This window comes from Ancylobacter amanitiformis (assembly GCF_030814815.1).
GTDB lineage: Bacteria > Pseudomonadota > Alphaproteobacteria > Rhizobiales > Xanthobacteraceae > Ancylobacter > Ancylobacter amanitiformis.
Genome location: NZ_JAUSVR010000014.1, coordinates 34654 through 57920 on the forward strand (window position 1 = coordinate 34654; position 23267 = coordinate 57920).

Here is a 23267-nt window from a genome sequence, read left to right on the forward strand (position 1 = left end):
GCGGCGGGTGACTGCGCGCCGGACATGCAGGGAGAACGCACAGCAATTGGGCATGGCATGCACCGATTGCTCATATTGGATACAATTATCGATAATTCAGTATCCAATGTGTCCGTGCCGCGCGGTGATGACGGCCGATCGCGCCAGAAAATCGCTCGAAATCGCCCCTCGGCCGCCCCTTGGCCCATTGTCCTATGCCGGGGACATTGAGCGATGGCGGCAAATCGCTCACGTTAGGACATCACGCGCGACTGCCTGTCCCCCGGGCGGCGGCTCGCGCCAATGGGTCACAATCGGGAGAACGCCTTCATGTTACGTACGATGTTCGCCGCCGCGGCGGCCGCGCTGCTGACGCTGTCGCCGGCGCTCGCACAGGATTTTCCGACCCGGCCGGTCACCATGGTGATCCCCTTCGCCGCCGGCGGCTCCACCGATCTCGTCGGCCGGCTAATCGCCGAGCGCATGACCGCCGAACTCGGCCAGACCGTGGTGGTGGAGAACAAGGGCGGGGCGGGCGGCAATCTCGGCGCCGCGCAGGTCGCCAAGGCCAGTCCGGACGGCTACACCATCCTCATGGGCACGGTCGCGACCCACGCGCTCAACCCCGCGCTCTACAAGAAGATGCCCTATGACCCGGTGACCAGCTTCGCGCCTGTGTCGCTGCTGGTGATCGTACCCAACGTGCTGGTGGTGAACCCGGAATTCCCGGCCAAGACCACGGAGGAGCTGATCGCGCTGCTCAAGGCCAACCCCGGCAAGTACAGCTATGCCTCCTCGGGCAACGGCACGCCGCTGCATCTGTCCGGCGAGGTGTTCAAGAGCATGGCCGGCGTCGACATGCAGCACATTCCCTATCAGGGCGCCGGGCCGGCGCTGATCGACGTGATATCGGGCCAGGTGCCGATCATGTTCGACAACCTCCCCTCCTCCTCCGGCCACATCAAGTCGGGCAAGCTGCGCGCGCTCGGCGTGACCACGGCCCAGCGCGCCCCGTCCTTCCCGGACGTGCCGGCCATCGCCGAGGTGCTGCCGGGCTACGAGACCTATACGTGGAACGCGCTGTTCGCTCCGGCCGGCACGCCGCCGGAAGTGGTCGCCAAGCTCAACGCGGCGGCCAACAAGGCGCTCGCCGACCCCAAGGTGCAGGCGCGCCTCGCCGATTTCAGCGCCACGCCGGTCGGCTCGACGCCGGAAGAACTCGGCGAGCACGTCAAGAAGGAACTCGCCAAATGGGCGCCGATCGTGAAGGCGTCCGGCGCGCAGCTGGATTGACGAAGGCGCCGCACGGTCATTGAACTCCCTCTCCCCGAGGGGGAGGGGGAGTTTGGCCGGTTCGGCACGCCCGGTCGCGCCAGGCTGGCCTCAGAACACCGTGCCGTCCGCGTCGATGGCGATGGGCGGCGGGCCGGCGGGCGGGCGGCGCTCGGCGGCGATGCGCCGGCCGGCCGTCCAGGTGCCGCCCTGCAGCAGCTTGGCGAGGGGGAACAGCGAGGCATCGAGCCCCAGCTGCCCGCGCACCTCGTCGGCCAGCCGGTCCATCAGCGCCACGGTCAGCGCCCGCCACTCCACGACCAGCTCGGATGAGACGGCATGTTTCTGCGCCGGATCGATCGGCGCGCGCGGCACGATCAGCCCGAGATCGACCAGCAGGCCGCCATTGCGGTATTCCGGCAGCGCGGTCAGCGCATCGAGCTCGGTAACGGCGAGGCCGGCGGTCTCGAACGGCTCCAGCAGCGAATAGGTCAGCCACTGCGAGAGCTTGTGAAACGGCACGATGCCGTTCGAGCGGTCCGGCACCGTCACCGCGGGATGGCGGCCGACATCACCCAGCGCCACACCGTCGACGCTCACCCCGGACGGCCAGATCACCGACAGCCCGTCCAGCAGCGCCTCAAGGATGCGCGCCGCCGGCAGCCGGCCGAGCCGCGCCTGCGGCGCCAGCGCGTCATAGAGATGGCCCGGGCGAAACACGCCGTCACCGAACAGGTCCGGCCGCGCCGCCAGCGCCGCGCCGAGCCGGTTGACCAGCCGCACGCGGCCCTCCAGCCCGACCAGCGGGTTGGCCTCGCTCACCTGGAAATGAGCGGCGAGCGTGCCCGCATCGAGCCGGATCAACGCCGGCGCGTCGGCGCGCAGCGGGTTGGTCGGGTCGGAGGAGAAGACGCCGGCCGCGAACATGTTGAAGCTCGCCACCGCCAGCCCTTCCGAGCGGCCGATGGTGAGCCCGCTCGCCTCCTCGTGATAGCGCCAGGCATCCCCCGCCCCGGCGTCCAGCAGCACGCTCACCACCGCGAGATCGATCATGATGCGGGCGCGCTCGGCCGGCTCGGTGCTCGTCAGCCCCGCCGCCAGAGCGCCCCAGCGGTCCAGCCCGCCGGCATCGAAATGCCGCCAGCGGCTGTGATAGGGGATGTCCAGCGTGGGATAGTCCTGCCGCGTCACCGCGGCGACATAGTCGGCCACGGCGCCGAGCGCGCCCTCCTCGACGGTGAAATGCGGCGAGTGACCCGCCAGCACGTGATCGAGCACGAGGTGGCAACGGGCACGGACGGCGGCCGGCGAGCGCAGCGCGGCAAGTTCGGGCGGGGCGGGTACAGGCGATGTCATGTCGGGCGATATCATGTCGGGCAAGGTCGTGTCGGGCGAGTTCTTGTCGGGCGAGTTCTTGTCGGGCGAGGTCTTGTCGGGCGAGGTCTTGTCGGGCGAGGTCATGCTTCGGCTTTCATCGGGCAGATTTCATCGTGCGGACTGGATCGTGAGCACCGGGAGGAACCGGACGGCAACCGGCTCCCGCCTCCCCGGAAGAGGGGTGGGGCGAGGGCGAACCGACGTTTCATCGCCGCTCCGCCCTCCGGCCCGGCGCGCGGGGCCACCTCTCCCCAACGGCGGGAGGAAACGGCCGGAGCGGGCCTATTCCTCCAGTCCGCGCCCCTGCGTGACGTCATACTGGCTCTGGAAGCCGACATTGTAATAGCCCGCCGACACCTTCGCCTCCATCTCGACGCGGGCATCCTGCGGGATGAGATCGTCGGGGATCGGCACCCGCTCGAGGATCCGGATGCCCGCCCGGTCGAGCGCGTTGAACTTCATGTCGCTCATCGAGGCGAAGCGGTCGATCTGGCGGATGCCCAGCCAGTGGAACACGTCCGGCATCAGTTCCTGGAACCGCATGTCCTGCACGCCGGCGACGCATTCGGTACGCTTGAAATAGGTTTCCGGCAGGTCGCCGCCCTCCTGCCGCTTGCGGGCATTGTAGACGAGGAACTTCGTCACCTCGCCCAGCGCGCGACCTTCTTTGCGGTTATAGACCACGAGGCCGACGCCGCCCTTCTGCGCCATCTCCACGCAGAGTTCGATGCCATGGGCGAGATAGGGCCGGCAGGTGCAGATATCGGAGGAGAACACGTCGGAGCCGTTGCACTCGTCATGCACGCGGCAGGCGAGCGGGGTGATTCCGTCACCGATCCGCGAAGGCTCGCCGAACATGTAGAGCGTCATGCCGCCGATGGGGGGCAGGAACACCTTGAGGTCGCCGCGCGTCACCAGTTCGGGGAACATGCCGCCGGTATGCTCGAACAGCGCCCGGCGCAGCGCGCCCTCGGTGACGCCGAAGCGCTCGGCAATGCCGGGCAGGTACCAGACCGGCTCGATCGCCGCCTTGGTGACGCGCACGTCGCCCTTGGGCCCGATAATGTCGCCATCGACGGCGAGCCGCCCGGCCCTGAGCGCGTCGCGGATCTCCGGCATGTCGATACGGGCGCGGGTGATGGCGATGGAGGGGCGCACGTCGAGCCCGCCGGCAATGGCCTCCGGGAAGGCCTCGCCGATCATGTGGCCATACGGGTCGAGCGAGACGATCTTGCCCGCGTCGCCCCATTGCGGATGCGGGCCGATCGTGTCGGACGGGGCGGTGTTGGTGAGGTCGGCCCTGAAATCGGCCGGCAGGGCGCCGGCGGCGATGGCGAGCGCGCGATAGATCGCATAGCTGCCGGCATGGGAGCCGATGGCGTTGCGGCGCTTGGGGTCGGTCAGCGTGGCGACGACCGGCCCGCGCTCGGCGGCGCTGGGCGCCCCCCAGTTCAGCGTGGGGCCGTCGGCGGCGACGCCGGTCGGCGCGCCGTGGGAGGTGAGCACGATGTGATTGCGGGAACGACCGCCTGCACTGGCATTGACGGACATGATTGGCTCGCTTCTCGTCCGGCCGGCGGGCCGGTTCATCGGAAGCACGCAATGTGAGCGCCATTTTGCCTCGTCCGCAAGGGGGATCACGCAGGGCCCGCGAAAAATCGGACGAAACGGTCCGATTCTTGTATTGCCCCTCCCGCCTTCCGCGCGGTTGTGGGAAGCTGGCGGCACACGAGCACCGGCCCGGCCGGCAGCAAAGCGCCTCTTCCCGCGCAGCGCGCCGCCGCCCTCGCCGCCCCACGGTCAACAGAGTTCGCCCCTCATGAACGCTCCCCTCGCCCCCGCGCCCGCCGAGATGCCCGCCGATCTGCCGCCGACCACCGTCGTGGTGGGGCACCCGCTGATCCAGCACAAGCTGACGCTGATGCGCCGCTCGCGCACGCCGGCCAACGAGTTCCGGCTGCTGCTGCGGGAAATCAGCATGCTGCTCGCCTATGAGGTGACGCGCGACATGCCGACCGAACTGATCGAGATCGAGACCCCGCTCACGACCATGCAGGCGCCGGTGCTGGCGGGAAAGAAGCTGTGCCTGGTGTCCGTGCTGCGGGCGGGCGGCGGTATTCTGGAGGGCATGCTGGAAATCCTGCCGGCGGCGCGCGTCGGCCATGTCGGGCTCTACCGCGATCCGGTCTCGCTGCAGGCGGTGGAGTATTATCTCAAGCTGCCGCGCGACATTTCCGAGCGCACCGCCATCGTGCTCGACCCGATGCTGGCCACCGGCAATTCGGCCGCCGCCGCCGTCTCCGAAGTGAAGGCGGCAGGCTGCCAGTCGATCAAGTTCGTCTGCCTGATCGCCGCGCCGGAGGGGCTCAGGACACTGCACGAGGCGCATCCCGACGTCACCGTCTACACGGCGGCGGTGGATAGCCACCTCAACGACCATGGCTATATCGTGCCCGGCATCGGCGATGCCGGCGATCGCATCTTCGGCACCAAGTGAGGCTGGCGGCGGCGCCTGCCCCTTGCACAGGCTCCGCCGAAACTTTCGGCGCACCGGCTTCGATCTGCCGCGAATCCGGGCTTTCGCTCCGCCAAAGCGCCGTCTATCCTGCTGCTGTCCCTAGGGTTCCGGCGCCATGTTCGGCGTGTCTGGGCCGAGAGGGACAGCCCGGTGGCGAGACATTCGCCGGGTGCACGGCGGGATAAAAGCCCGGGAGGCTCGCGCGACGCGTTCGCGGAAGAGGCCCCGTTTCGCCGCCCAGGGTCCTTTCCCGAACGCCCGTCGCAGATTGTGACCAGCGAGGAGAGTGACCTTATGCGTCCGACCCCGATCCGCTCCACCCGTATCGCCGGCCCCGCGCCGGATCGCCAGCGCCGGCGCCGCCACCACCCGAATTTCAACGTCAAGGACATGCAGGGCTGGAAAGCCCTGGAGGCCGAGGAAGGCCTTTCCGAGCATGGCTGGCGCAAGGAGCAGCAATGGGCGCTCGACATGGGCCTGCCCGGCGCGGATTCGATCAACGACAAGTCGATCCCCACCTTCGCGCGCGGCGAACTGCCCCATTTCGCCGGCATCAACACCTTCCTCAAGGCGCCCTATGTCGAGAACGTGCGCGATGTCGGCAAATATGATGCCGCCGTCATGGGCATTCCGTTCGACAGCGGCACCACCTATCGCCCCGGTACCCGCTTCGGGCCGCAGGGCATCCGCCGCATCTCCGCGCTCTACACGCCCTATAATTACGAGCTGGGCATCGACCTGCGCGAGCAGATGACGCTCTGCGACGCCGGCGACGTGTTCACCATTCCGGCCAATCTGGAAAAGAGCTTCGACCAGATCTCCAAGGGCGTCAGCCACGTCTTCTCCTCGGGCGCGCTCCCCGTCATGCTGGGCGGCGATCATTCGATCGGCTTTCCCTGCGTGCGCGGCATCGCCGAATGCACCTCCAAGCGCATCGGCATCATCCATTTCGACCGCCACATCGACATCCAGGAGAAGGATCTCGACGAGCGCATGCACACCACGCCCTGGTACTGGGCGACCAACCTGCCGAATGTCTCGCCCAAGAACCTCGTCCAGCTCGGCATCGGCGGCTGGCAGGTGCCGCGCTACGGCGTGCAGGAGGCGAGGAAGCGCGGCACCAATGTGCTGACCATCGACGATATCGAGAAGATCGGGCTGGAAAAGACCGCCGAGATCGCGCTCGAACTCGCCTGGAAGGATGCCGACGCGGTCTATATCTCGTTCGATGTGGATTCGATCGACTGCGGCTTCGTACCCGGCACCGGCTGGCCCGAGCCCGGCGGCTTCCTGCCGCGCGAGGCGCTCAAGATCCTCGGGCTGGTCGCCGCGGAAGGGCTGTGCGGGCTGGAGGTGGTGGAGGTGTCCCCGCCCTATGACACGTCCGACATCACCGCCCTGTTCGGCACCCGCGTGGTGGTGGAGGCGCTCGGTTCCATGGTCGCCCATGGCAAGCTCGGCAGCCACAAGCACATGATCGACAAGCCGGTGAGCTTCTGAAGGGCTCGACAGAACTCCCTCTCCCCCCTCGGGGAGAGGGTCGGGGTGAGGGCCTTCAACGCTCCGCGATCGCAGGGCCCCTCACCAACCCGCTTCGCGGGCCACCTCTCCCGACGGGGAGAGGAATGACAGGGAATTTTCGATGCACCGCGATCACGATCATCACCACCACGGCGCCGGCGGCCATTCCCACGCGCACGGCCATCATCACCACGATCACGCGCACGATCATTCGGGCCATAATCACGGCCACGGACCGCGCAAGAGCGCGCAGTGGCAGACCCCGCACCGGCCCGAGGCGCCCGAGGCGCAGGATCACCCGGCGGGCGAGCCCGATCTCGATCTGGTCGAGACGGCCTTCGTCGAGAGTTTCCGCACCGCCAGCGATCCGACCAGCTTCCTGCGCCTCGCCCGGGTGCCGTTCGATGCGGTGACGGCGGAGGGCATGCGCGTCAGCCTCTTGCGGGTCGAGACCAGCGAGGCGACCGATGTCGGCTCCGTCATGCCCCATCTTGGCGGCGGAAGCTCTCGCTACGATCCGCTGCCCGGCGCCATGGCCTCGCGCCGGCGGCAGCTGCGCTTCGTCTATTTCGACGGCCGCGGCGCCGTGCCGATGACGCTGGCGCAGGTGCGCACCCTCGCGGAGACGTGAGCGGGCGGCCTTTTCAATAGGCGCGCCCGATCGCCGCGTTCGTGCTTTCGCGGGTTGATCGGAACCAATCCAAAGTTCATGGTGCCCGACAACGAGCCCGCTCCCCCTCCTGCGGGCCGGAGTGGATGCCGATGGATTATGTGAGCTTCTTCCAGCAGGCCGTCGATGCGCTGAAGCACGAGCAGCGCTACCGGACCTTTGCCGAAATCGAGCGGGACACCCGCCGTTTCCCGCACGCGGTCTGGCACTCGCCGCAGGGCGAGCGCGACATCGTCATCTGGTGCTCCAACGACTATCTCGGCATGGGCTGCCATGAGAGCGTGGTCGACGCCATGTGCACCACCGCGCGCGAGGCCGGCGCGGGCGCGGGCGGCACGCGCAACATTTCCGGCAACAGCCACGCCATCGTCGAGCTGGAAGCCGAACTCGCCGACCTGCACGGCAAGGACGCGGCGCTGGTCTTCACGTCGGGCTATGTGTCGAACCAGACCGGCATCGCCACGCTGGCGCGCCTCATCCCGGATTGCCTGATCCTATCGGACGCGCTGAACCATAATTCGATGATCGAGGGCGTGCGCCAGGCGGGCCGCGACAAGCAGGTCTTCCGCCATAACGACCTGGCCCATCTCGAGGAATTGCTGCGGACGGCCGGCGCGCGGCCCAAGCTGATCGTGTTCGAGAGCGTCTATTCGATGGATGGCGACGTCGCGCCTCTCAGTGCGATCTGCGACCTTGCCCAGAAATACGGCGCCATGACCTATCTGGACGAGGTACACGCGGTGGGCATGTATGGCCCGCGCGGTGGCGGCGTCGCCGAGCGCGACGGCGTGATGCACCGGATCGACGTGGTCGAGGGCACGCTCGGCAAGGCGTTCGGCGTGGTCGGCGGCTACATCGCCGCCGGGCGCGCGGTCATCGATGCCGTCCGCTCCTATGCGCCCGGCTTCATCTTCACCACCGCGCTGCCCCCGGCGGTGGCCGCCGCCGCCGCCACCTCGGTACGCCACCTCAAGGCCTCCGGCGTGGAGCGCGCCCGCCAGCAGGCGCAGGTCGCCAAGGTGAAGCGCGCGCTGGATCTCGCCGGCCTGCCGCAGATCGTCACGCAGACCCATATCGTGCCGATCATGGTGGGCGATGCGGAGGCCTGCAAGGCGGCGAGCGACATGCTGCTGGCCGATCACGGCATCTATATCCAGCCGATCAACTACCCCACCGTGCCGCGCGGCACGGAGCGGCTGCGCATCACCCCCGGCCCGTTCCATGACGATGCGCTGATCGCCCGGCTCGCCGACGCGCTCACCGATGTGTGGACCCGGCTCGGCCTCACCTTCGTGGCGCGGGCGGAAGCGGCGGAATAGGCGACGGAACCGGGGGAAGCGGCCGGCTTCCCCGCCCCTGCGCTCGCTCCCTCGCCGTCTGGCTCAGTCCTTCCGCTCGCCCGTGTCCTTGTCCTTCTCCTGCGCCTGCAGGGGCGTGGCGATGGAGCCGAAGATGAGGCGCGCGATGACCGGAATGAGCAGCGACAGCAGGAGAAACCGCGCCAGATGGTGCGCGGCGACGAAAGCCGGATCGATGCCGAGCACGAAGGCCATGATGATCATGGCCTCCAGCGCACCGGGCGAATAGGCGACGAGCAGCTTCGCCAGCGGCTCCCCGGAAAGCCAGCACGCGATCAAGGCAAATATCACCGTGACCGCCGACGCCAGCGACAGGGCGACGAGCGAATCGATGAAGAAACGCTTAAGCGTCTCCAGCCGCGTGCCGGCGAACCGGCTGCCGATATTGGCGCCGAGGATGACGAAGCCGGCAATCAGCAGCGCATCGGGCAGCCGACCCTCGATCAGACCGATGCCGTGCACGATGCCGCTCGCCAGCATGGCGCCGACCATGGTGCCCCCGGGCAGGCGCAGGCGCTCGGCCAGGAACGCGCCGAGAATGCCGACCCCGAGCGAGATGAGGAAGCTCGCCACGTCCGGCACCACGGGATTGATCGGCAGCGTGCCCGCCGGCTGGTGGCCGAGCCCGCCCAGCGCCAGCGGCAGCAGCGCGACCAGAACGAACAGCCGCAGCGACTGGCTGAGGACCACGCGGCGCAGATCCGCGCCCGAGCCTTCCGCCATGATGAGGATGGTCGACAGCGCGCCGGGCGCGGCGCCGAAGAAGGCGCTGCGCCGGTCCCACCCGGCGACGCCGACGAGATAGAGCATCACCGCCCCCATCATGACGGGGATCGACGCCGCCAGCACCGCCATCGTGCCCGGCCAGTTGGTGATGCCGTTCAGCGTCTCCGGCGTGATGGCCGAGCCCATCGAGGTGCCGAGCACGACATAGGTCGCGGTGCGCACATGGCTCTCGACCCCCACCGGCATGCCGCAGAGCGCGGCCACCGCCGTCACCACCAGCGCACCCGACAGCCAGCCCGCCGGCATGCCCGCCCAAGCGAAGGCCGCGCCGCCGGCAAAGGCCAGCGCCAGCGACGCGGCCCACCAGCCGAGGCTCCGGGGAGGCGGCAGGCGACGCACGAGGGAAGAGAAAGGCGACATGAGGCGAGACGCGGCTGGCGGAAGGGGAGCCACACGGAATGCGGTGCAACACGTAGATTTGCGGCGGATCAATGCGACGACTGCCGCCTCGCGTCAAACCATCCCCATGCTCAGCTCAGCGCTTTTTCATGCGGAACGCGCCGTTCCGCGCTACACATCCTACCCCACCGCGCCGCATTTTACGCCGGAGGTCGGGGCCGAACGGCATGGCGCCTGGCTCGACGCGCTGGACGAGGGCGCGACCCTGTCGCTCTATCTCCACGTCCCGTTCTGTCCGTCGCTGTGCTTTTATTGCGGCTGCACCACCAAGGCGACGCGACGCCCCGCGCCGGTCGCCGCCTATGTCTCCCGGCTGGAGCGCGAGATCGACCGGATCGCCGCGCGCGCCGGCCGGCGCCCCGTCACCCACATCGCCTGGGGCGGGGGAACCCCCAGCCTGATCGGCCCCGAGGCGCTCAAGCGCCTCTATGAGCGGATGGCCGGCAGCTTCGATCTCTCCCGGCTCGCCGAGCACGCCATCGAACTCGACCCGCGCGAGACCGACGAGGGCATCGCCGAGGCGCTCGCGGTGATCGGCGTCGACCGGGTGAGCTTCGGCGTGCAGGATTTCAGCGCGCATGTGCAGAGCGCGATCGGCCGGGTGCAGCCCTTCGGCACGGTGGAGCGCGCGGTGCGGCTGGTGCGCGAGGCCGGCGTCGCCGCCGTCAATCTCGACCTCATGTACGGCCTGCCGCACCAGAGCGAGCGCGACGTGCGGCGCACCGCGCAGATGGCGACGCTGCTGAAGCCGGAACGGCTCGCGCTGTTCGGCTATGCGCATGTGCCCTGGGTGCGGGGCAACCAGCGGCTGATCGACCAGACCGCGCTGCCCGGCGCGGCCGAGCGGCTCGACCAGTCGGAAGCGGCGCGCGCCACGCTGCTGGCGAGCGGTTACGTGGCGATCGGGCTGGACCATTTCGCCCGGCCGGAGGACCCGATGGCGCGGGCCGCCGCCGCCGGCCGCCTGCGCCGCAATTTCCAGGGCTACACGGTGGACCAGGCCGATGCGCTCATCGGCCTCGGCGCGTCCGCCATCAGTCGGTTTCCCCAGGGCTTCACCCAGAACGCCGCCGATTCGGCCTCCTATATCAGGGCGATCGACGCCGGGCGCTTCGCCACCGTGCGCGGTGTCGCCTTCACCCGCGAGGACGTGCAGCGCGGGGCGCTGATCGAGCGGCTGATGTGCGACCTCGCGGTCGATCTCGATGCAGCCACCCTTGACGAGGCCGCTCCCCGCCTCGCCACGCTGGTCGCGGATGGGCTGATCGCCATCGAGGGACGGCATGTGACCATGACCCCGGAGGGCCGCCCCTTCGTCCGCCTCGCCGCCGCCGCGCTCGACGCCCGGCTGCAGAGCGGGACGGTGCGCCATTCGGTAGCGGTGTAGGACGGATCAAGCCGGCGGCGCCCAGCCCCGCGCGCCGCACGAAGAAGCGCCCGGCCGGGAGGCCGGAGCGCCGGAGGCCTGCGAAGGGACGCCCGTGATGTGCCCGGCGCGGTGCGCGTCAGGCGGCGCCGGCGAGGCGGCGCATGCTGCCGTGATCGTGGATCTTCACCTCGTCCGCCCGCAGCAGCGCCACCAGGCCGCGACGCTTGAGCTCGGAGAAGGCGCGGCTCACGGTCTCAAGGGTCAGGCCGAGGAAATCGGCAATCTCCTGCCGGGTCATCGACAAATGCAGCGTGCTGCCGACCACGCTCTCCGGCGTCAGGCGCAGCAGGAAGAAGGCGACGCGTTCCAGCGCCGACATGCGGCCCAGCACCAGCGCGTGGGAATGCATGGCGCAGAGCTGCGCCTCGAAGCGGCGGAGCAGGCGGGCGGCGAGCGTCGGGTCGCGATCCAGCGCGCCGCGCTCGTGGGTGGTGATGATGGCGGCCGTCAGCGTCTCGGCCGAGCAGGCATAGACGTCGCAGGCGGCAAGGCCGAACACGTCGCCGGGCCCGAGCAGTTCCACCACCTGCCGGCGGCCATCGGGCAGCAGCTTGGTGAGCATCACCGCGCCCTCGACCACTTCCATGATGCGCCGGGCAGGATCGCCCTCGTGCAGCACGGTGGCATGGGCGGTGAAGCGCATGTGAGCGATGTGCGGCTCGCTCGAGGCCGGATGACGCGAATGGCTGCCCGTGCGTTCTTCGATGATCTGGCGCATCTCGCCCTCCGCGATTTGATGTAGCTCAAGCTTAGAGAGCAACGGGGGCCGCCACAGTTCGGTGGGCTGCGTAAGGGACTTTCCGGAAGGCACGACCGAAATGGCCCCGCACAGCCCTTGAGTCGCGGATCGACCGGCTAGAGCTTTTCCGGTGAATTCCGGTTCACCGGAAAAGCTCTAGGTTATTGTTCTGACGCATTTTCTTCACACGAACCGGAATCCACTTCGCTCGAAAATGCTCTAGAAACGCTCCGCGAAGGGGCGCGTGATCGCCCGTTTCTCCGTGCCGACAGGAAGGAAATGCGCGGCGGTCAGCTCGCGGGCAGCGCGCGCGCCAGCGCCTCGACGGTGAGCGGCTTGCGCACCACGCCGGCCGGGGCCAGCCCGCGCAACTGGTGATCGATGGCGCTCTGCGACTGACCGGTGATGACCACGACGCGCGGCACGGCGGCCATCTTCAGCAGCCAGCGCACCACCTGCGCGCCGGGAATGCCCGGCAGGGTCAGGTCGACGATCACCGTGTCCGAGCCATCGGGCGGGGGGGAGCGGAACAGGCTTTCCGCGTCGGGATAGGAAATCACGTCGTGACCGAGATTTGCAAGGATGAGGCTGAGCGAATCGCTCACCCCCGCATCGTCCTCAACCACATGAACCCGCACCGGCGTTCTCCCGCTTGTTCAGTCGAAACTGGTCAAGCGAGGCACGGTGAGCAATTCGTAGGGATGCGTAGCCAGAGGGGGTTGCCGTTTGCCGCCGGTCAGGCGCGCATGTCCTTGAGCACGATTCGCACGAGATCGGCGGCGTTCTTGGCGCCCAGCTTTTCCATGATGCGGGCGCGGTGCACCTCGATGGTGCGCGGCGAAATGCCGAGCAGGCGCCCGGCCTCCTTGTTGGAGGCGCCCGAGGCGATCTGCACCAGCACCTCGCGCTCGCGCGGGGTCAGCAGGTCATGGCCGGGGAAATGCGCGGTCAGCAGGTCGCCGGGCTCGGCGCTGGAGCGCCGCTGGTGCGCGGCGATGGCGTCGCGCACGCGCTCCACCACCGTTTCGGCGTTGAACGGCTTTTCGATGAAGTCGAGCGCGCCGTGGCGGATGGCATCCACCGCCATGGGGATGTCGCCCTGCCCGGAAATGATGAAGATCGGGGCGGGATAACGATCCGCCTCCAGTTCCTTCAGGATGTCGAGGCCGGAGCGGCCGGGCATGTGCACGTCGAGCACGATGCAGGCCGGCACATGATGGCGCGCCACCGAGAGGAAGGCCGCGCCGTCGGAAAAGCCGCGCACATGGTAGCCCTCGAGGCTCAGCACGAGCGACAGCGCATCGCGGACCGCCGAATCATCGTCGACGATGAAGACTTCATCCAACTGCGCCATACGGCTCCCCCTCACCCGACCTCGGACGGCACCGGCGGCGGCGCAACGGGCAGAACGAGCGAGAAGCACGCACCCTTTCCGTTACCGCCCGGATCGACCAGAAGATCGCCGCCGTGGTTCTGGGCGATCGTCCGCGAAATCGCAAGCCCGAGGCCCATGCCGCGACGTTTTGAACTGGCGAAGGCCTCGAACAGCTTCGGCAGCGCCGGCGCGGCGATGCCCGGCCCGTTATCGTGGACCTCGATCACCACATTGCCGTCCCGCAGGCGCGTGCGCACGCGGATCGCCGGATCGCCGGTGGGCGCCGCGGCCTCGATCGCGTTGCGCACCAGATTGACGACGATCTGCTGGATCTGCACGGGATCGACGGCGACGGGCGGCAGGTCGCCGGCAAACTCCCGCTCGACACGGATGCGGTGGCGCTGGCCGAGCAGGGTCAATTCGACCGCCTCGTCCACCATCGGGTCGATGTCGCGCACCGAGCGCACCGGCTCGCGCTTCTCCACGAACTGACGCATGCGCTGGATGATGTGGCCGGCCCGCTCCGCCTCGGCTGCCGCCTTGTCGAGGATGTCGCCGACCATGGCATTGATGTCCATGCCCCGGGAATGGGCACGCCGGATGGCCTGCAGATAGAGCATGAGGGCGGTGAGCGGCTGGTTCAGTTCATGGGCGATGGCCGCGCCCATTTCGTCGATGGCCGACACACGCGCCAGATGCACGAGCTCGCTCTGCAGGTCGGCGAGGCGCTGCTCGCTCTCCTTGCGCGGGCGCAGGTCGCGCAGGATGCCGATGAACTGCCGCCCGTCCGGCGTCGCGGCCTCGCCGACCGAGAGTTCCAGCGGAAACACCGTGCCGTCGGCATGGCGGCCACGCACCTCGCGGCCGATGCCGATGATCTTCTTGACGCCGGTGCTGATATAGCTGCCGACATACTTGTCGTGATCATACGCATATTCGATCGGCATCACGATCTTGACGTTCTGGCCCACCGCCTCGACCGAGGCAATGCCGAACATCTGCTCGCAGGCCTTGTTGAAGATCAGGATGCGCGCACGCTCGTCGATGACGATGATGCCATCGGCCGCCGTATCCAGCACCGACAGCAGACGCGCCTCCGATACAGTGGCGCATTCCGGGAGGCCGGGCGAGGAACTGAAATCACGCATGATTTCAGTGTGCTCCGCCGCCCGGCCAGCCGCAAGCCGTCCATACGGACAATTACGACCCCGCCGCTATTTCTGCAACCAGCGCACGAGCCGGTCGGTCGCCTCCAGCATCTGCGCCTCGCCGCGCGCGAAACACATGCGGATGTAGCGCTCGCCACCCGGCCCGAAGGCGGTTCCGGGCGCCAGCCCGATATTGGCCTCGTCGACCAGCTTGAGGGCAAGCGCGCGCATGTCGGTTTCTCCATCCACCCCGAAGAACATGTAGAAAGCGCCCGGCGGCGTGGCGAAGCGCACGCGATTTGAGGAGGCCAGCCCCCGGGCGACAATGTCGCGCCCGCGCCGCGCCCGCTCGATCTGGTGGGCGACGAAGCTCTCCCCGCGCTCCAGCGCGGCGACTCCGGCCCGCTGCATGAAGGCGGCGACGCCCGAGGTGGAATACTGGATCAGGTTTTCCAGCACCGGGCCGAGCGAGGGATGTGCCTCGATCCAGCCGAGCCGCCAGCCGGTCATCGCCCAGTTCTTGGAGAAGGTCTGCACGAACAGGATGCGGTCCTCCGGCTCCATGACATCATGGAAGGAGGGCGCCAGCCCGCCCTCGCCGGCCTCATAGAAGAAGCGCCCGTAGATCTCGTCGGCGACGATCCACAGCCCGTGCCGGCGGGCGATGTCGAGCACGCCGGCCAGCGCCTCGCGCGAGGCGACGAAGCCGGTGGGGTTCGCCGGCGAATTGATGAAGATCACCCGCGTGCGCGGCGTCACCGCGCTCTCCAGCCGGTCGAGGTCGAGCCAGAAGCCGCGCGCCTCGTCGAAGGAGAGCGGCATGAAGACCGGGCGGGCGCCGATGACCTCGGCGGCGGCGGCGGCATTCGGCCAGACCGGCGAGGGAATGAGAATCTCGTCACCCGCCGACAGGGTCAGCGCCAGCGCGATCTGGATCGCCTGCATGCCCGAGCCGGTCACGTAATAGCGCTCGGGATCCTCCGGCACGCCGTGGAGACGCGTCATGTAGCGGGCGATGGCGGCGCGCAGTTCGGGGATGCCGCGCTGCCAGGTGTAGAAGGTTTCGCCCGCCGCCAGCGAACGGGTCGCCGCCTCGCTGATGAAGGCGGGCGTGGGCAGGTCGCCCTCCCCCGCCCAGAGCGGGATGATCCCCTCGCTCTTGCGGCCGTAATTCATCACCTCGACGATGCCGCTCTCCGGCAGGGCGAGCGCCTGCGGGCGGATGTGATCGAGCAGCGAGGGAGCGGAAAACAGCGGGTCGGCGGAGGCGGACATGGACGGCCCTTCGATGGCGCGGGAAAGAGCGGAACATAGCTCATCCCGCCCGCCGCGCTCATCAAAAGACGTCATGTGGCGATTGGCGGAATCGATGGGTGCGGCTCCCCGCGACGCCCCCCCGCCCGACATCGGCGCTACCAGCCCGGTTCGAGCGGCACCGCGTCCACCGGCCGCTCGGCCAGTTGCACCTGCCAGGGCGGGAACACGCCGGCGAACACGTCGCCCAGACTCGCCCCCGACAAGGCGCCGGCCAGCCAGGTGGCATCCACCGGCAGGCATCCCTGCTCGCGCAGCCGGATGCTGAACGACAATTCGTTGAGGATCGCCAGCGTCTTCGCCTCGAAGGTCGGCAGGGTCTGCGGCGTCAGCGCGAAGCGGCTGTGCCACTCCACGCCCTGCCCGGTTCCCGCCCCGGTCAGCCAGCCGATGATGTTGGCGCGCAGGTTCGCGTCCAGCGGCGCATCCGCGCGAAACGGGTTGGCCGGATCGCCGGAGAAGATGTCCGAGGCCCGCGTCACCGAAACAAGCGAGCCCAGCAGGCGCAACTCGGTCGGCGGCAGGAAGACGAAGGACGAGCGCAGCCAGCTCTGCGTGCTGCGGCCGAACAGGCGGGTCGGCTCGTTGTAGCGGTCGATATGGCCGATGGCGACGCCCCGGCCGCGCACGGCATGCAGCACCGCGAGGGAAATGCGCTCGATATAGGCGGTGTAGAGCTGCCGGAAGGCGGAGGTGGTGAGGTGAACGTAATCGAAATTCATCAGCCCCGCGCCGAGAAAGGCGATGCCGGCATCGAGCGAGGAGAATTCGCGCGCCGTGTCGGCCGCGCCGATCAGCACGGTTCCGGGCGCGATCTCGGCAGCGTAGCCCGGCGGCAGCGTGTTGTCGCACACGACCAGCTGCCTTTCGACGCCAGGCATCTGCGTGGCGTAGTACTGGTTCAGGTCGTCCAGCGCGTTGGCATGGTCGACCGCACCGTGGCGGGCCATCAGGACGGCGATGCGAAGGCTCATGATGCGCGCGACCCGCCGCAGACCTCGATCACCGCCTCGCGACGGATCCATCCCTGTCCGTCACCGCTGGCCGCCATCTCGCGAATGAGATCGACCAGCCGGTCGGCGCAATCGCGCCAGCGCGGCGCCGCGCCGCCGTCCGGAAGCGCGCCGCCCATCGTCAGCCCCTCCGGGGGACGTCCATGCCATGTTTCGCCCACGACGCTCACCAGCTCGATTTCATCTTCAAACGGCACGAGACGCCCCGGCAACCGTGCGTGATCGGCAATCTCGTTCCACAGCGGCGAGCGGCGGACGACGACGACGCGGCCATGGGCGAGGCCATGCACGACCGGCAGCCCGAACCCCTCGTAGCAGGACGGGAAGACCAGCACGGCGGCGTTGGCCACAAGCGCGTTGATCGTCGCCTGCTCGATCATGCCACTCTTCATCAGCCGTACCCGCGGGGTCGGCGCAACCGAGCCCCCGAGCGCCACGATGTTGGCATAGGGGAAGGCGTCCGACAAAGTGGCCAGCGTCGGGTCCACCAGCTTGTGGTCGTAGCTGTTGCCGAAGACGAGCATATAGGGCTCGTCCATGCCGGAGGGCGAGTCGCTGGGCGGCGCCGTCTCCACCGGATCGAGGCTGTGCAGCGTCACCGCGTGAGCGGTGCCGAGCGGCCCGAAGCGCGCGGCGAAACGCTCGCGCGAGTAATTCGAGTTGAAGGCCAGCCCGTCCACCATCCGGGGCAGCGCGTGCCAGACGGCGTCGAGTTGCGACGTGCCGGGGGCGAGGATGTCCCAGGCGATGGTGTCGAGCATGGTGACGGCGGTGAACACCGCGCTGCGGTGCAGCTCCAGCAGCGTCGCCGTCTGCCAGGGCTGGTCGAGCAGCAGCGCCGCGAGATAGCCGCGCCGCTCGCCCGTCACGTCATCGGCCAGTTGAGCGTCCATGCCGGGGAATCGGGCGGCAATGTCGTGGAAGCGGGCCGCCTTGGGCGTCGCCAGCACGGTGAAGGCGAGGCCGGCGGGGGCGAGCTGGTGCAACCCCTGGAGATAGCCGAGCATCGCCTGCGAGGTGCCATTGAAGCCGACCTGAAGGTTGCGGCAATCGAGCAGGATGCGGGCGGTTCCGTCCGCCAGGAACGCATCCGCCAGCAGGGTCTCGAATTTCTGGCCGGCGGTGTCCGACAGCCAGCCCCGCGCATGGGCTGCCTGATCACGCCAGACAGTCTCCGAATCGCCCTCGATGCGCGGCGCCTCGGGATAGATGTCGGCAGCGCTGCCGGCATATTCGGCGACGATGCGGTTGGCGACCAGCGTGCGGTAGCCGAGCCGCCGCAATTGCGTCAGCAGGCGGCGCAGGGCCTCGGCGAAATCGAGGCTCTCGTCGACACGCGCGAGTAGCGCCGCCTGCGGGGTGATCAGCAGCAGCGGCGCGGACTGCTCCGGCGCCAGCTGCGTCACCGGCAGGCAGGCCAGCGCGTTGCGATGGAACCGCCGGGGCGGCCGGCCCCGCTGGCCGGTGAGCGGAAAGATGGTGCCGTCGGGATGGGCGAAGCGTGGCTGCACCACACCGATCATCGGATCGACGCCCTGCAGCTTGGCCAGGGCGGCGGCCACCTCGTCGCCGGGAAAGCCATCGCCCGTGACCACGAGAAGGCCGCGCCGCTGCGCGGCCGCCAGGCGCAGCGCCGCCGCCAGAATGCTGCCGCCGGTGCCGGGCGGCCGCAGGAAGGGCGGCGGACACGGCTCCTCGCCTTTGCCAGACCCGGCCACGACCCATAGGCGCCGCTCCTCGGCGACCATGCCGGTGCGGCTCCTGAAGCGCTCCAGCCACGGCGCCAACGGCGATCCGCCATCGGGGACGCCGATCACGATGTCCATGGCCGGCGCCGTGCGTTGGTCAACCCATGCATTCATTCGGCGACGCCTCCCGGCGACGGCACGCCCAGGCGCCTGTCCAGCTCCCGGGCCAGTTCATGAAAGACCGAATCGGGCGAGAGGATGCGCGTTACCACATCCTTCGCCGCGATGACGCGCTTGGCGGCCGTGTCGTCATCGAGCAGGCGGATCACCGCCGCGGTGAAGACGTGCCAGTCGGTCACGACATCGCACAGCGCGCGCAGCTCCGGCGCCACGCCATCGACACCCGAGGGCCAGGTGACCAGCGGGCGCAGATGGGCCATCGCTTCCAGCGTCTTGATCTTGATTCCGGTGCCCGCCACCGCCGGATTGATGACGAGGCGCGCCCCGGCATAGACCGGCGTCAGGTCGTCGATGAAGCCCAGCGCCCGCACGCCCTCCGTGCCCAACGGCACGGCGCGGCCCAGCGAACCGGCAACCTGCAGCTCCGCCGCGGGGACCGCCTCGCGGATGAGCGGCCAGGAAAACCGCAGGAAATCGCGCAGGCCCTTCACGTTCATGGCGTTGCCGGAGCCGATGAGCAGCACCGTCGGGCGCTCGGGCGTGCGCGCCTCGCTCACCACATCCATGTCGATGCCGACATGCAGGACCGTGGGGCCGGAGACGATGCGGCGCAGTTCCGCGGCCTCCTCGGGCTGAACCGCGAGCACGAGATCCGCCGGCTCCAGCATCAGGGCCTCTTCCTGCGGTGCCATGGCGAGGCCATGCGAAATGCCGAATTCGAGCACCTTGCCGCCGAGCGAGGAAAACACATCATGCGTCTGGATCGCCTTCAGCACGCCCGGGCGCAGATGGCGCAGGCTGCGGCTGGTCCAGATATAGTTGGCGATCACCATGGCCGGCTCGACCGCGCTGTCGAGCGCCTGCGCCACCTTTACCAGCGCATCCGGGCAGAAGGTGCGCAGCGTCTCCGCCCAGCGGCCGGTGGGATCGATCGCGCCGTCGACGCGGCCGGGCGCGCCATCCAGCTGCGCCAGCGCCGCCGCCAGATCGGGACGGGCGACCGCATGGCGCAGCTCGTTCTCGCGCGAGATCCAGATGAGATTGGGGCAGTAATCCATGAGTTCGCGCAGCCGCGCCTCATCCGGCCCCTCGCCCGGCAACGGGCAATAGACCAGCACGACATCGAAGCCCCGACGCTCCAGCCACGCCATCATCCGCTGGGTGCCGTATTCATTGCCGGCGCGCACCGGCCAGGGCGGCACATGGGTGAGGTAAAGCACCATCGGCCGGCCCGAACCGGCAGCGTCCGGCGGCAGGGCGCGCAACGGCTGGACGCTCAGCGCGCGGGGGGGCGGGGCGTCCGACGGCGCGCTGCCGGCCTCGTCGGCCGGGGCGCCGCCGGCGAGCAGGCGGCCCGGATGATTGCCGGCGATACCCGCCATCCCCGCGGTCGTCAGATCGAGCAGCAGCGGACTGCCATCCCGGCGACCGAATTTCTCGTAGTGCTCCACCGCACTGAAGCCGGCCGCCGCGACATCGGGGTGCAGTTCCAGATATTTGCGTTCGGACAGGTCCCGGCTGGGGTTGCGCCGCTCGCGCGAGCCATGCTGCAGGTAATGCACCACCGGATCGGTTCCGGGCGCCAGATCCTTGTTGCTCTCCAGATAGTATTGCGGATCGAAGAACACCGAATTCACGATCATCCGGTAGCGGCCGCGGCGGACGGGCAGCTTCCTGAAGGCGAGTGCCAGCTTCTGCCGCAGCTGGAGGAGCGTGTTGTCGCGGACCGCTCTTGTATAGCGCTGGGAGATCGAGGCGATCAGCCGTTCCGCCGTCTCCAGCACCAGCCAGAGTTCATTGTTGTGATATTGCAGCCGCTCCGCCTTGGCGACCGCGCGCGCGTGCTCTTCCCGCAGGCTGCTATCCTCGGTGAGCAGCCCGTCGAGCCGCACCCGCGCGTCGTCACGCTCGGCGGCAATGGAACGACCCTGCGCGGCGAGGTTGTCGCGCTCCCCGGTCAGCACGCGGCAGCGCGCGTCGAGCCGCGCGCGCTCGTCTTCCAGCACGGATTGCGAGGCCTCGCGTGCCGACAGGGTGCGTTCGAGATCATCGATCCGCGCGCGCCGGCGCAGGCTCTCGGCATGAACCTCGCTGACCCCGGCCCAGACCGCGCCGACATCGGCAAAGCTGCGGCGCACCGCGGCCATATCCGCGCCCGCAAGCGCGCACAGCGCGCGCATGGCCGCCGGAGGCTCGGCCCCCATCGCCACGATGCCCAGCCCGTCGGCATGAAGGAATTCGAAACTGGGATGGACGCCCGCCAGTTCCTCGAACAGCGTCCGGATTCCGGCCTCGCCGCGCCGGGCATTGGTGCCGTCGATCAACAGGACCGCGCGGGCGGAGAGTTTGGGACCCCAGGCTTCGGCAAGGCGGCGGGCCTGGGCAGCGTCCATATCGCCGCCAACATGCAGCAGGTCGATCGACTGATCGGCGAATTGCTCGCGCGCGGCGTCCAATGAACTGCGGATCAACTTGGAGAAAGCGGCGTAATGGTCGGCATTGAAACGCTGCAGCGCGTCATGCGCCTCGTCGCCACCCGGACCCGGCCCGTCCTGGCGCCCGCCATCCACCGCGAAACACTGCGTGGCAAGCGGCGCGCGAGCGACCGCTTCGCAGAAAGCGGCATAGGCGACGCCGCGGCCAGCCCCGAGCTCGACCAGGATGCGAGGCTGCACGGCCTCGACAAGCCAGAAAGCGAACGGCACATGCCCCCACCACGGACTGGATTCGCCAATAAGCTTGGGGATCCAGAGCGGCGGCTTGATATCGACTTCTGGAGTCGGCTGAACGCTCATTTCGTGTGCACCAGAATCACGTCCCGCCAACAAGCAATGCAAAGTCGGCCGCCCCTGCAGAATCGCGCACGAGACATACTTCGCATGATTCTCGATCGCAATCCCATGCAGGACGTCAGCGTTGTCCGACGTCTTGACACTGGAGCAGTTGGTCCGATTCGAATGTATAACGCCATCTTCGTGGACAGGTCGTTAAGCTAAGCTGGTCTCTTCGGTGGCCGATCCGGGCGGATGGCCCGACGACGCTATATTGGCGGGGCATCTTTTGGAATCTTTCAACATCGTTCGCTGCCATCCGCGCCGTTGCTGACCTGCGAACACCTCCTCGGCCCGGAGAATGCCGGATGGATCTGTCAGGCATGTGATGCCCCGTGGATGTCGCAGGCGATGCGCCGATGCGGGCAGGCGGCCGTCGCAAAAAAAGTCAAACAGTATGACTATTCAGCCGTCGACTCCTGTGGCATAGATTTCCGGCCGGCAAGCGCTCCCGCCAGAGGCGCGACGGCGACACCAACGGGAGAAACGCCAATGAATTTCAAGGCTTTGCTGCTCGCGACCGCCGTCTCCGGCGCGCTGTTCGCCGCCCATGCCCAGGCCGCCGAGCTTACGGTCGGCTTCTCGCAGATCGGCTCGGAATCGGGCTGGCGTGCGGCCGAGACCACCGTTTCCAAGGCCGAGGCCAAGAAGCGGAACATCAATTTCAAGATCGCCGACGCCCAGCAGAAGCAGGAGAACCAGATCAAGGCGATCCGCTCCTTCATCGCGCAGGGCGTGGACGCCATCTTCCTCGCGCCCGTCGTCTCCACCGGCTGGGATTCGGTGCTGAAGGAAGCGAAGGAAGCCAAGATCCCGGTCGTGCTGCTCGACCGCGACATCGACCCCGCCGGCAAGGAACTTTATCTTACCGCCGTCACCTCCGACAGCGTGCACGAAGGCAAGGTCGCCGGCGAGTGGCTGGTGAAGACCGTCGGCACCAAGCCGTGCAACGTGGTGGAGCTTCAGGGCACGGTCGGCGCCTCCGTCGCCACCAACCGCAAGAAGGGCTTCGAGGACGGCATTGCCGGCCACGCGAATGTCAAGATCGTGCGCAGCCAGACCGGCGACTTCACCCGCGCCAAGGGCAAGGAAGTGATGGAGAGCTTCATCAAGGCCGAGGGCGGTGGCAAGAACATCTGCGCGGTCTATGCCCATAATGACGACATGATGGTCGGCGCCATCCAGGCGATGAAGGAAGCCGGGCTGAAGCCGGGCACCGACGTGCTCACCGTCTCCATCGACGCCGTGCCGGACATCTTCAAGGCGATGGCGGCCGGCGAGGCCAATGCCACGGTCGAGCTGACGCCCAACATGGCCGGGCCCGCCTTCGATGCGGTCATCGCCTACAAGGACAAGGGCACGGTACCGCCGAAGTGGATCCAGACCGAATCCAAGCTCTATACCCAGGCCGACAATCCCAAGGCGGTCTATGAGGCCAAGAAGGATCTTGGCTACTGAGCCGAAGCCCGTGAGCCGAGGCCCGTGAGCCGAAGCCCAGGCGGCGGCATGGGGGACGCCGTCGCATGCGACGGCCCCCGGCTCCGCCTTCCACCAACCCACGTCATCCCGGACGGCCGCAGGCCGGGATGACGATATCGGGGGATGCGCCCTCTTCCCTGTGGATCGCCACTGGTTATCCACCGGCCTGTCCACAGCGGCGGAGGCAGACA

Annotated in this window: 18 protein-coding genes and 1 riboswitch; of the genes, 7 read left to right on the forward strand and 11 right to left on the reverse strand. The window is 68.4% G+C overall.

From position 1 onward, the window contains the following. The first annotated feature begins 309 nt into the window (after window positions 1–309). Entirely contained in the window at window positions 310–1272 is a 963-nt protein-coding gene (locus QOZ99_RS17410) for a Bug family tripartite tricarboxylate transporter substrate binding protein (RefSeq protein WP_306891273.1), read from the forward strand. A gap of 90 nt (window positions 1273–1362) precedes the next feature. On the opposite strand, the gene QOZ99_RS17415 is transcribed toward QOZ99_RS17410, so the two are convergent. Together QOZ99_RS17415 and QOZ99_RS17420 are read right to left on the reverse strand one after the other, a co-directional pair. Beyond that, window positions 1363–2607, reverse strand: coding sequence for a URC4/urg3 family protein (locus QOZ99_RS17415; RefSeq protein ID WP_306891319.1), 1245 nt, complete (start codon window positions 2605–2607; stop codon window positions 1363–1365). A 303-nt stretch (window positions 2608–2910) separates the two neighbouring features. Then, complete coding sequence (locus QOZ99_RS17420) at window positions 2911–4179, reverse strand: GTP cyclohydrolase II (protein WP_306891274.1); 1269 nt, start codon at window positions 4177–4179, stop codon at window positions 2911–2913. A gap of 301 nt (window positions 4180–4480) precedes the next feature. Between QOZ99_RS17420 and upp the strand changes: the two genes are divergently transcribed. The 4 genes from upp to hemA all read left to right on the forward strand — a co-directional run bounded on the left by upp (window position 4481) and on the right by hemA (window position 8656). Continuing rightward, window positions 4481–5125 (forward strand): uracil phosphoribosyltransferase, encoded by a 645-nt coding sequence (gene upp / locus QOZ99_RS17425; RefSeq protein WP_370876881.1) that lies wholly within the window; start codon window positions 4481–4483, stop codon window positions 5123–5125. 109 nt (window positions 5126–5234) lie between these two features. Further along, a riboswitch (guanidine-I (ykkC/yxkD leader) is annotated at window positions 5235–5344 on the forward strand. A gap of 96 nt (window positions 5345–5440) precedes the next feature. Further along, a complete protein-coding gene (locus QOZ99_RS17430; RefSeq protein WP_306891276.1) occupies window positions 5441–6646 on the forward strand; it encodes an agmatinase family protein in 1206 nt (401 codons plus the stop codon). A 142-nt stretch (window positions 6647–6788) separates the two neighbouring features. Further along, complete coding sequence (locus tag QOZ99_RS17435) at window positions 6789–7298, forward strand: hypothetical protein (RefSeq protein ID WP_306891277.1); 510 nt, start codon at window positions 6789–6791, stop codon at window positions 7296–7298. Window positions 7299–7429: 131 nt separating this feature from the next. Next, on the forward strand, window positions 7430–8656 hold the full coding sequence (gene hemA, locus QOZ99_RS17440) for a 5-aminolevulinate synthase (RefSeq protein WP_306891278.1): 1227 nt from the start codon (window positions 7430–7432) through the stop codon (window positions 8654–8656). A 63-nt stretch (window positions 8657–8719) separates the two neighbouring features. Here the strand turns inward: hemA and QOZ99_RS17445 are convergent, their stop codons facing one another. Then, window positions 8720–9841 carry an AbrB family transcriptional regulator gene (locus tag QOZ99_RS17445; RefSeq protein ID WP_306891279.1) on the reverse strand — a complete coding sequence of 374 codons (1122 nt, stop codon included), beginning with the start codon at window positions 9839–9841 and terminating at the stop codon, window positions 8720–8722. Window positions 9842–9947: 106 nt separating this feature from the next. On the opposite strand from QOZ99_RS17445, the gene hemN reads away from it, so the two are divergent. Then, on the forward strand, window positions 9948–11267 hold the full coding sequence (hemN, locus tag QOZ99_RS17450; protein WP_306891280.1) for an oxygen-independent coproporphyrinogen III oxidase: 1320 nt from the start codon (window positions 9948–9950) through the stop codon (window positions 11265–11267). Between the two features lie 118 nt (window positions 11268–11385). Here the strand turns inward: hemN and QOZ99_RS17455 are convergent, their stop codons facing one another. The 8 genes from QOZ99_RS17455 to QOZ99_RS17490 all read right to left on the reverse strand — a co-directional run bounded on the left by QOZ99_RS17455 (window position 11386) and on the right by QOZ99_RS17490 (window position 21561). After that, complete coding sequence (locus QOZ99_RS17455) at window positions 11386–12027, reverse strand: Crp/Fnr family transcriptional regulator (protein ID WP_306891281.1); 642 nt, start codon at window positions 12025–12027, stop codon at window positions 11386–11388. Between the two features lie 311 nt (window positions 12028–12338). Further along, window positions 12339–12686 carry a response regulator gene (locus tag QOZ99_RS17460; protein WP_306891282.1) on the reverse strand — a complete coding sequence of 116 codons (348 nt, stop codon included), beginning with the start codon at window positions 12684–12686 and terminating at the stop codon, window positions 12339–12341. A 98-nt stretch (window positions 12687–12784) separates the two neighbouring features. After that, the gene (locus QOZ99_RS17465; protein WP_306891283.1) at window positions 12785–13402 is read right to left on the reverse strand and encodes a response regulator transcription factor; all 618 of its coding nucleotides are present in this window, start codon (window positions 13400–13402) and stop codon (window positions 12785–12787) included. An 11-nt stretch (window positions 13403–13413) separates the two neighbouring features. Continuing rightward, window positions 13414–14571, reverse strand: coding sequence for a two-component system sensor histidine kinase NtrB (locus tag QOZ99_RS17470; protein ID WP_306891284.1), 1158 nt, complete (start codon window positions 14569–14571; stop codon window positions 13414–13416). 66 nt (window positions 14572–14637) lie between these two features. Continuing rightward, window positions 14638–15846, reverse strand: coding sequence for a pyridoxal phosphate-dependent aminotransferase (locus QOZ99_RS17475; protein WP_306891285.1), 1209 nt, complete (start codon window positions 15844–15846; stop codon window positions 14638–14640). 137 nt (window positions 15847–15983) lie between these two features. After that, window positions 15984–16859, reverse strand: coding sequence for a hypothetical protein (locus tag QOZ99_RS17480; RefSeq protein ID WP_306891286.1), 876 nt, complete (start codon window positions 16857–16859; stop codon window positions 15984–15986). Further along, a complete protein-coding gene (locus QOZ99_RS17485; RefSeq protein ID WP_306891287.1) occupies window positions 16856–18760 on the reverse strand; it encodes a glycosyltransferase in 1905 nt (634 codons plus the stop codon). Before QOZ99_RS17485 ends, QOZ99_RS17480 begins: the two co-directional genes overlap by 4 nt. Beyond that, window positions 18757–21561, reverse strand: coding sequence for a glycosyltransferase (locus QOZ99_RS17490; protein WP_306891288.1), 2805 nt, complete (start codon window positions 21559–21561; stop codon window positions 18757–18759). The genes QOZ99_RS17485 and QOZ99_RS17490 overlap by 4 nt, the downstream gene beginning before the upstream one ends. Window positions 21562–22089: 528 nt before the next feature. On the opposite strand from QOZ99_RS17490, the gene ytfQ reads away from it, so the two are divergent. After that, entirely contained in the window at window positions 22090–23055 is a 966-nt protein-coding gene (gene ytfQ / locus QOZ99_RS17495) for a galactofuranose ABC transporter, galactofuranose-binding protein YtfQ (protein WP_306891289.1), read from the forward strand. The last annotated feature ends 212 nt before the right edge of the window (window positions 23056–23267 follow it).

Excerpts from the sequence above, each read along its gene's own strand:
- QOZ99_RS17410 (WP_306891273.1), top strand. The coding sequence starts at position 310 with ATGTTACGTACGATGTTCGCCGCCGCGGCGGCCGCGCTGCTGACGCTG.
- QOZ99_RS17415 (WP_306891319.1), bottom strand. The coding sequence starts at position 2,607 with ATGACATCGCCTGTACCCGCCCCGCCCGAACTTGCCGCGCTGCGCTCG.
- QOZ99_RS17420 (WP_306891274.1), bottom strand. The coding sequence starts at position 4,179 with ATGTCCGTCAATGCCAGTGCAGGCGGTCGTTCCCGCAATCACATCGTG.
- upp (WP_370876881.1), top strand. The coding sequence starts at position 4,481 with ATGCCCGCCGATCTGCCGCCGACCACCGTCGTGGTGGGGCACCCGCTG.
- QOZ99_RS17430 (WP_306891276.1), top strand. The coding sequence starts at position 5,441 with ATGCGTCCGACCCCGATCCGCTCCACCCGTATCGCCGGCCCCGCGCCG.
- QOZ99_RS17435 (WP_306891277.1), top strand. The coding sequence starts at position 6,789 with ATGCACCGCGATCACGATCATCACCACCACGGCGCCGGCGGCCATTCC.
- hemA (WP_306891278.1), top strand. The coding sequence starts at position 7,430 with ATGGATTATGTGAGCTTCTTCCAGCAGGCCGTCGATGCGCTGAAGCAC.
- QOZ99_RS17445 (WP_306891279.1), bottom strand. The coding sequence starts at position 9,841 with ATGTCGCCTTTCTCTTCCCTCGTGCGTCGCCTGCCGCCTCCCCGGAGC.
- hemN (WP_306891280.1), top strand. The coding sequence starts at position 9,948 with ATGCTCAGCTCAGCGCTTTTTCATGCGGAACGCGCCGTTCCGCGCTAC.
- QOZ99_RS17455 (WP_306891281.1), bottom strand. The coding sequence starts at position 12,027 with ATGCGCCAGATCATCGAAGAACGCACGGGCAGCCATTCGCGTCATCCG.
- QOZ99_RS17465 (WP_306891283.1), bottom strand. The coding sequence starts at position 13,402 with ATGGCGCAGTTGGATGAAGTCTTCATCGTCGACGATGATTCGGCGGTC.
- QOZ99_RS17470 (WP_306891284.1), bottom strand. The coding sequence starts at position 14,571 with ATGCGTGATTTCAGTTCCTCGCCCGGCCTCCCGGAATGCGCCACTGTA.
- QOZ99_RS17475 (WP_306891285.1), bottom strand. The coding sequence starts at position 15,846 with ATGTCCGCCTCCGCCGACCCGCTGTTTTCCGCTCCCTCGCTGCTCGAT.
- QOZ99_RS17480 (WP_306891286.1), bottom strand. The coding sequence starts at position 16,859 with ATGAGCCTTCGCATCGCCGTCCTGATGGCCCGCCACGGTGCGGTCGAC.
- QOZ99_RS17485 (WP_306891287.1), bottom strand. The coding sequence starts at position 18,760 with ATGAATGCATGGGTTGACCAACGCACGGCGCCGGCCATGGACATCGTG.
- QOZ99_RS17490 (WP_306891288.1), bottom strand. The coding sequence starts at position 21,561 with ATGAGCGTTCAGCCGACTCCAGAAGTCGATATCAAGCCGCCGCTCTGG.
- ytfQ (WP_306891289.1), top strand. The coding sequence starts at position 22,090 with ATGAATTTCAAGGCTTTGCTGCTCGCGACCGCCGTCTCCGGCGCGCTG.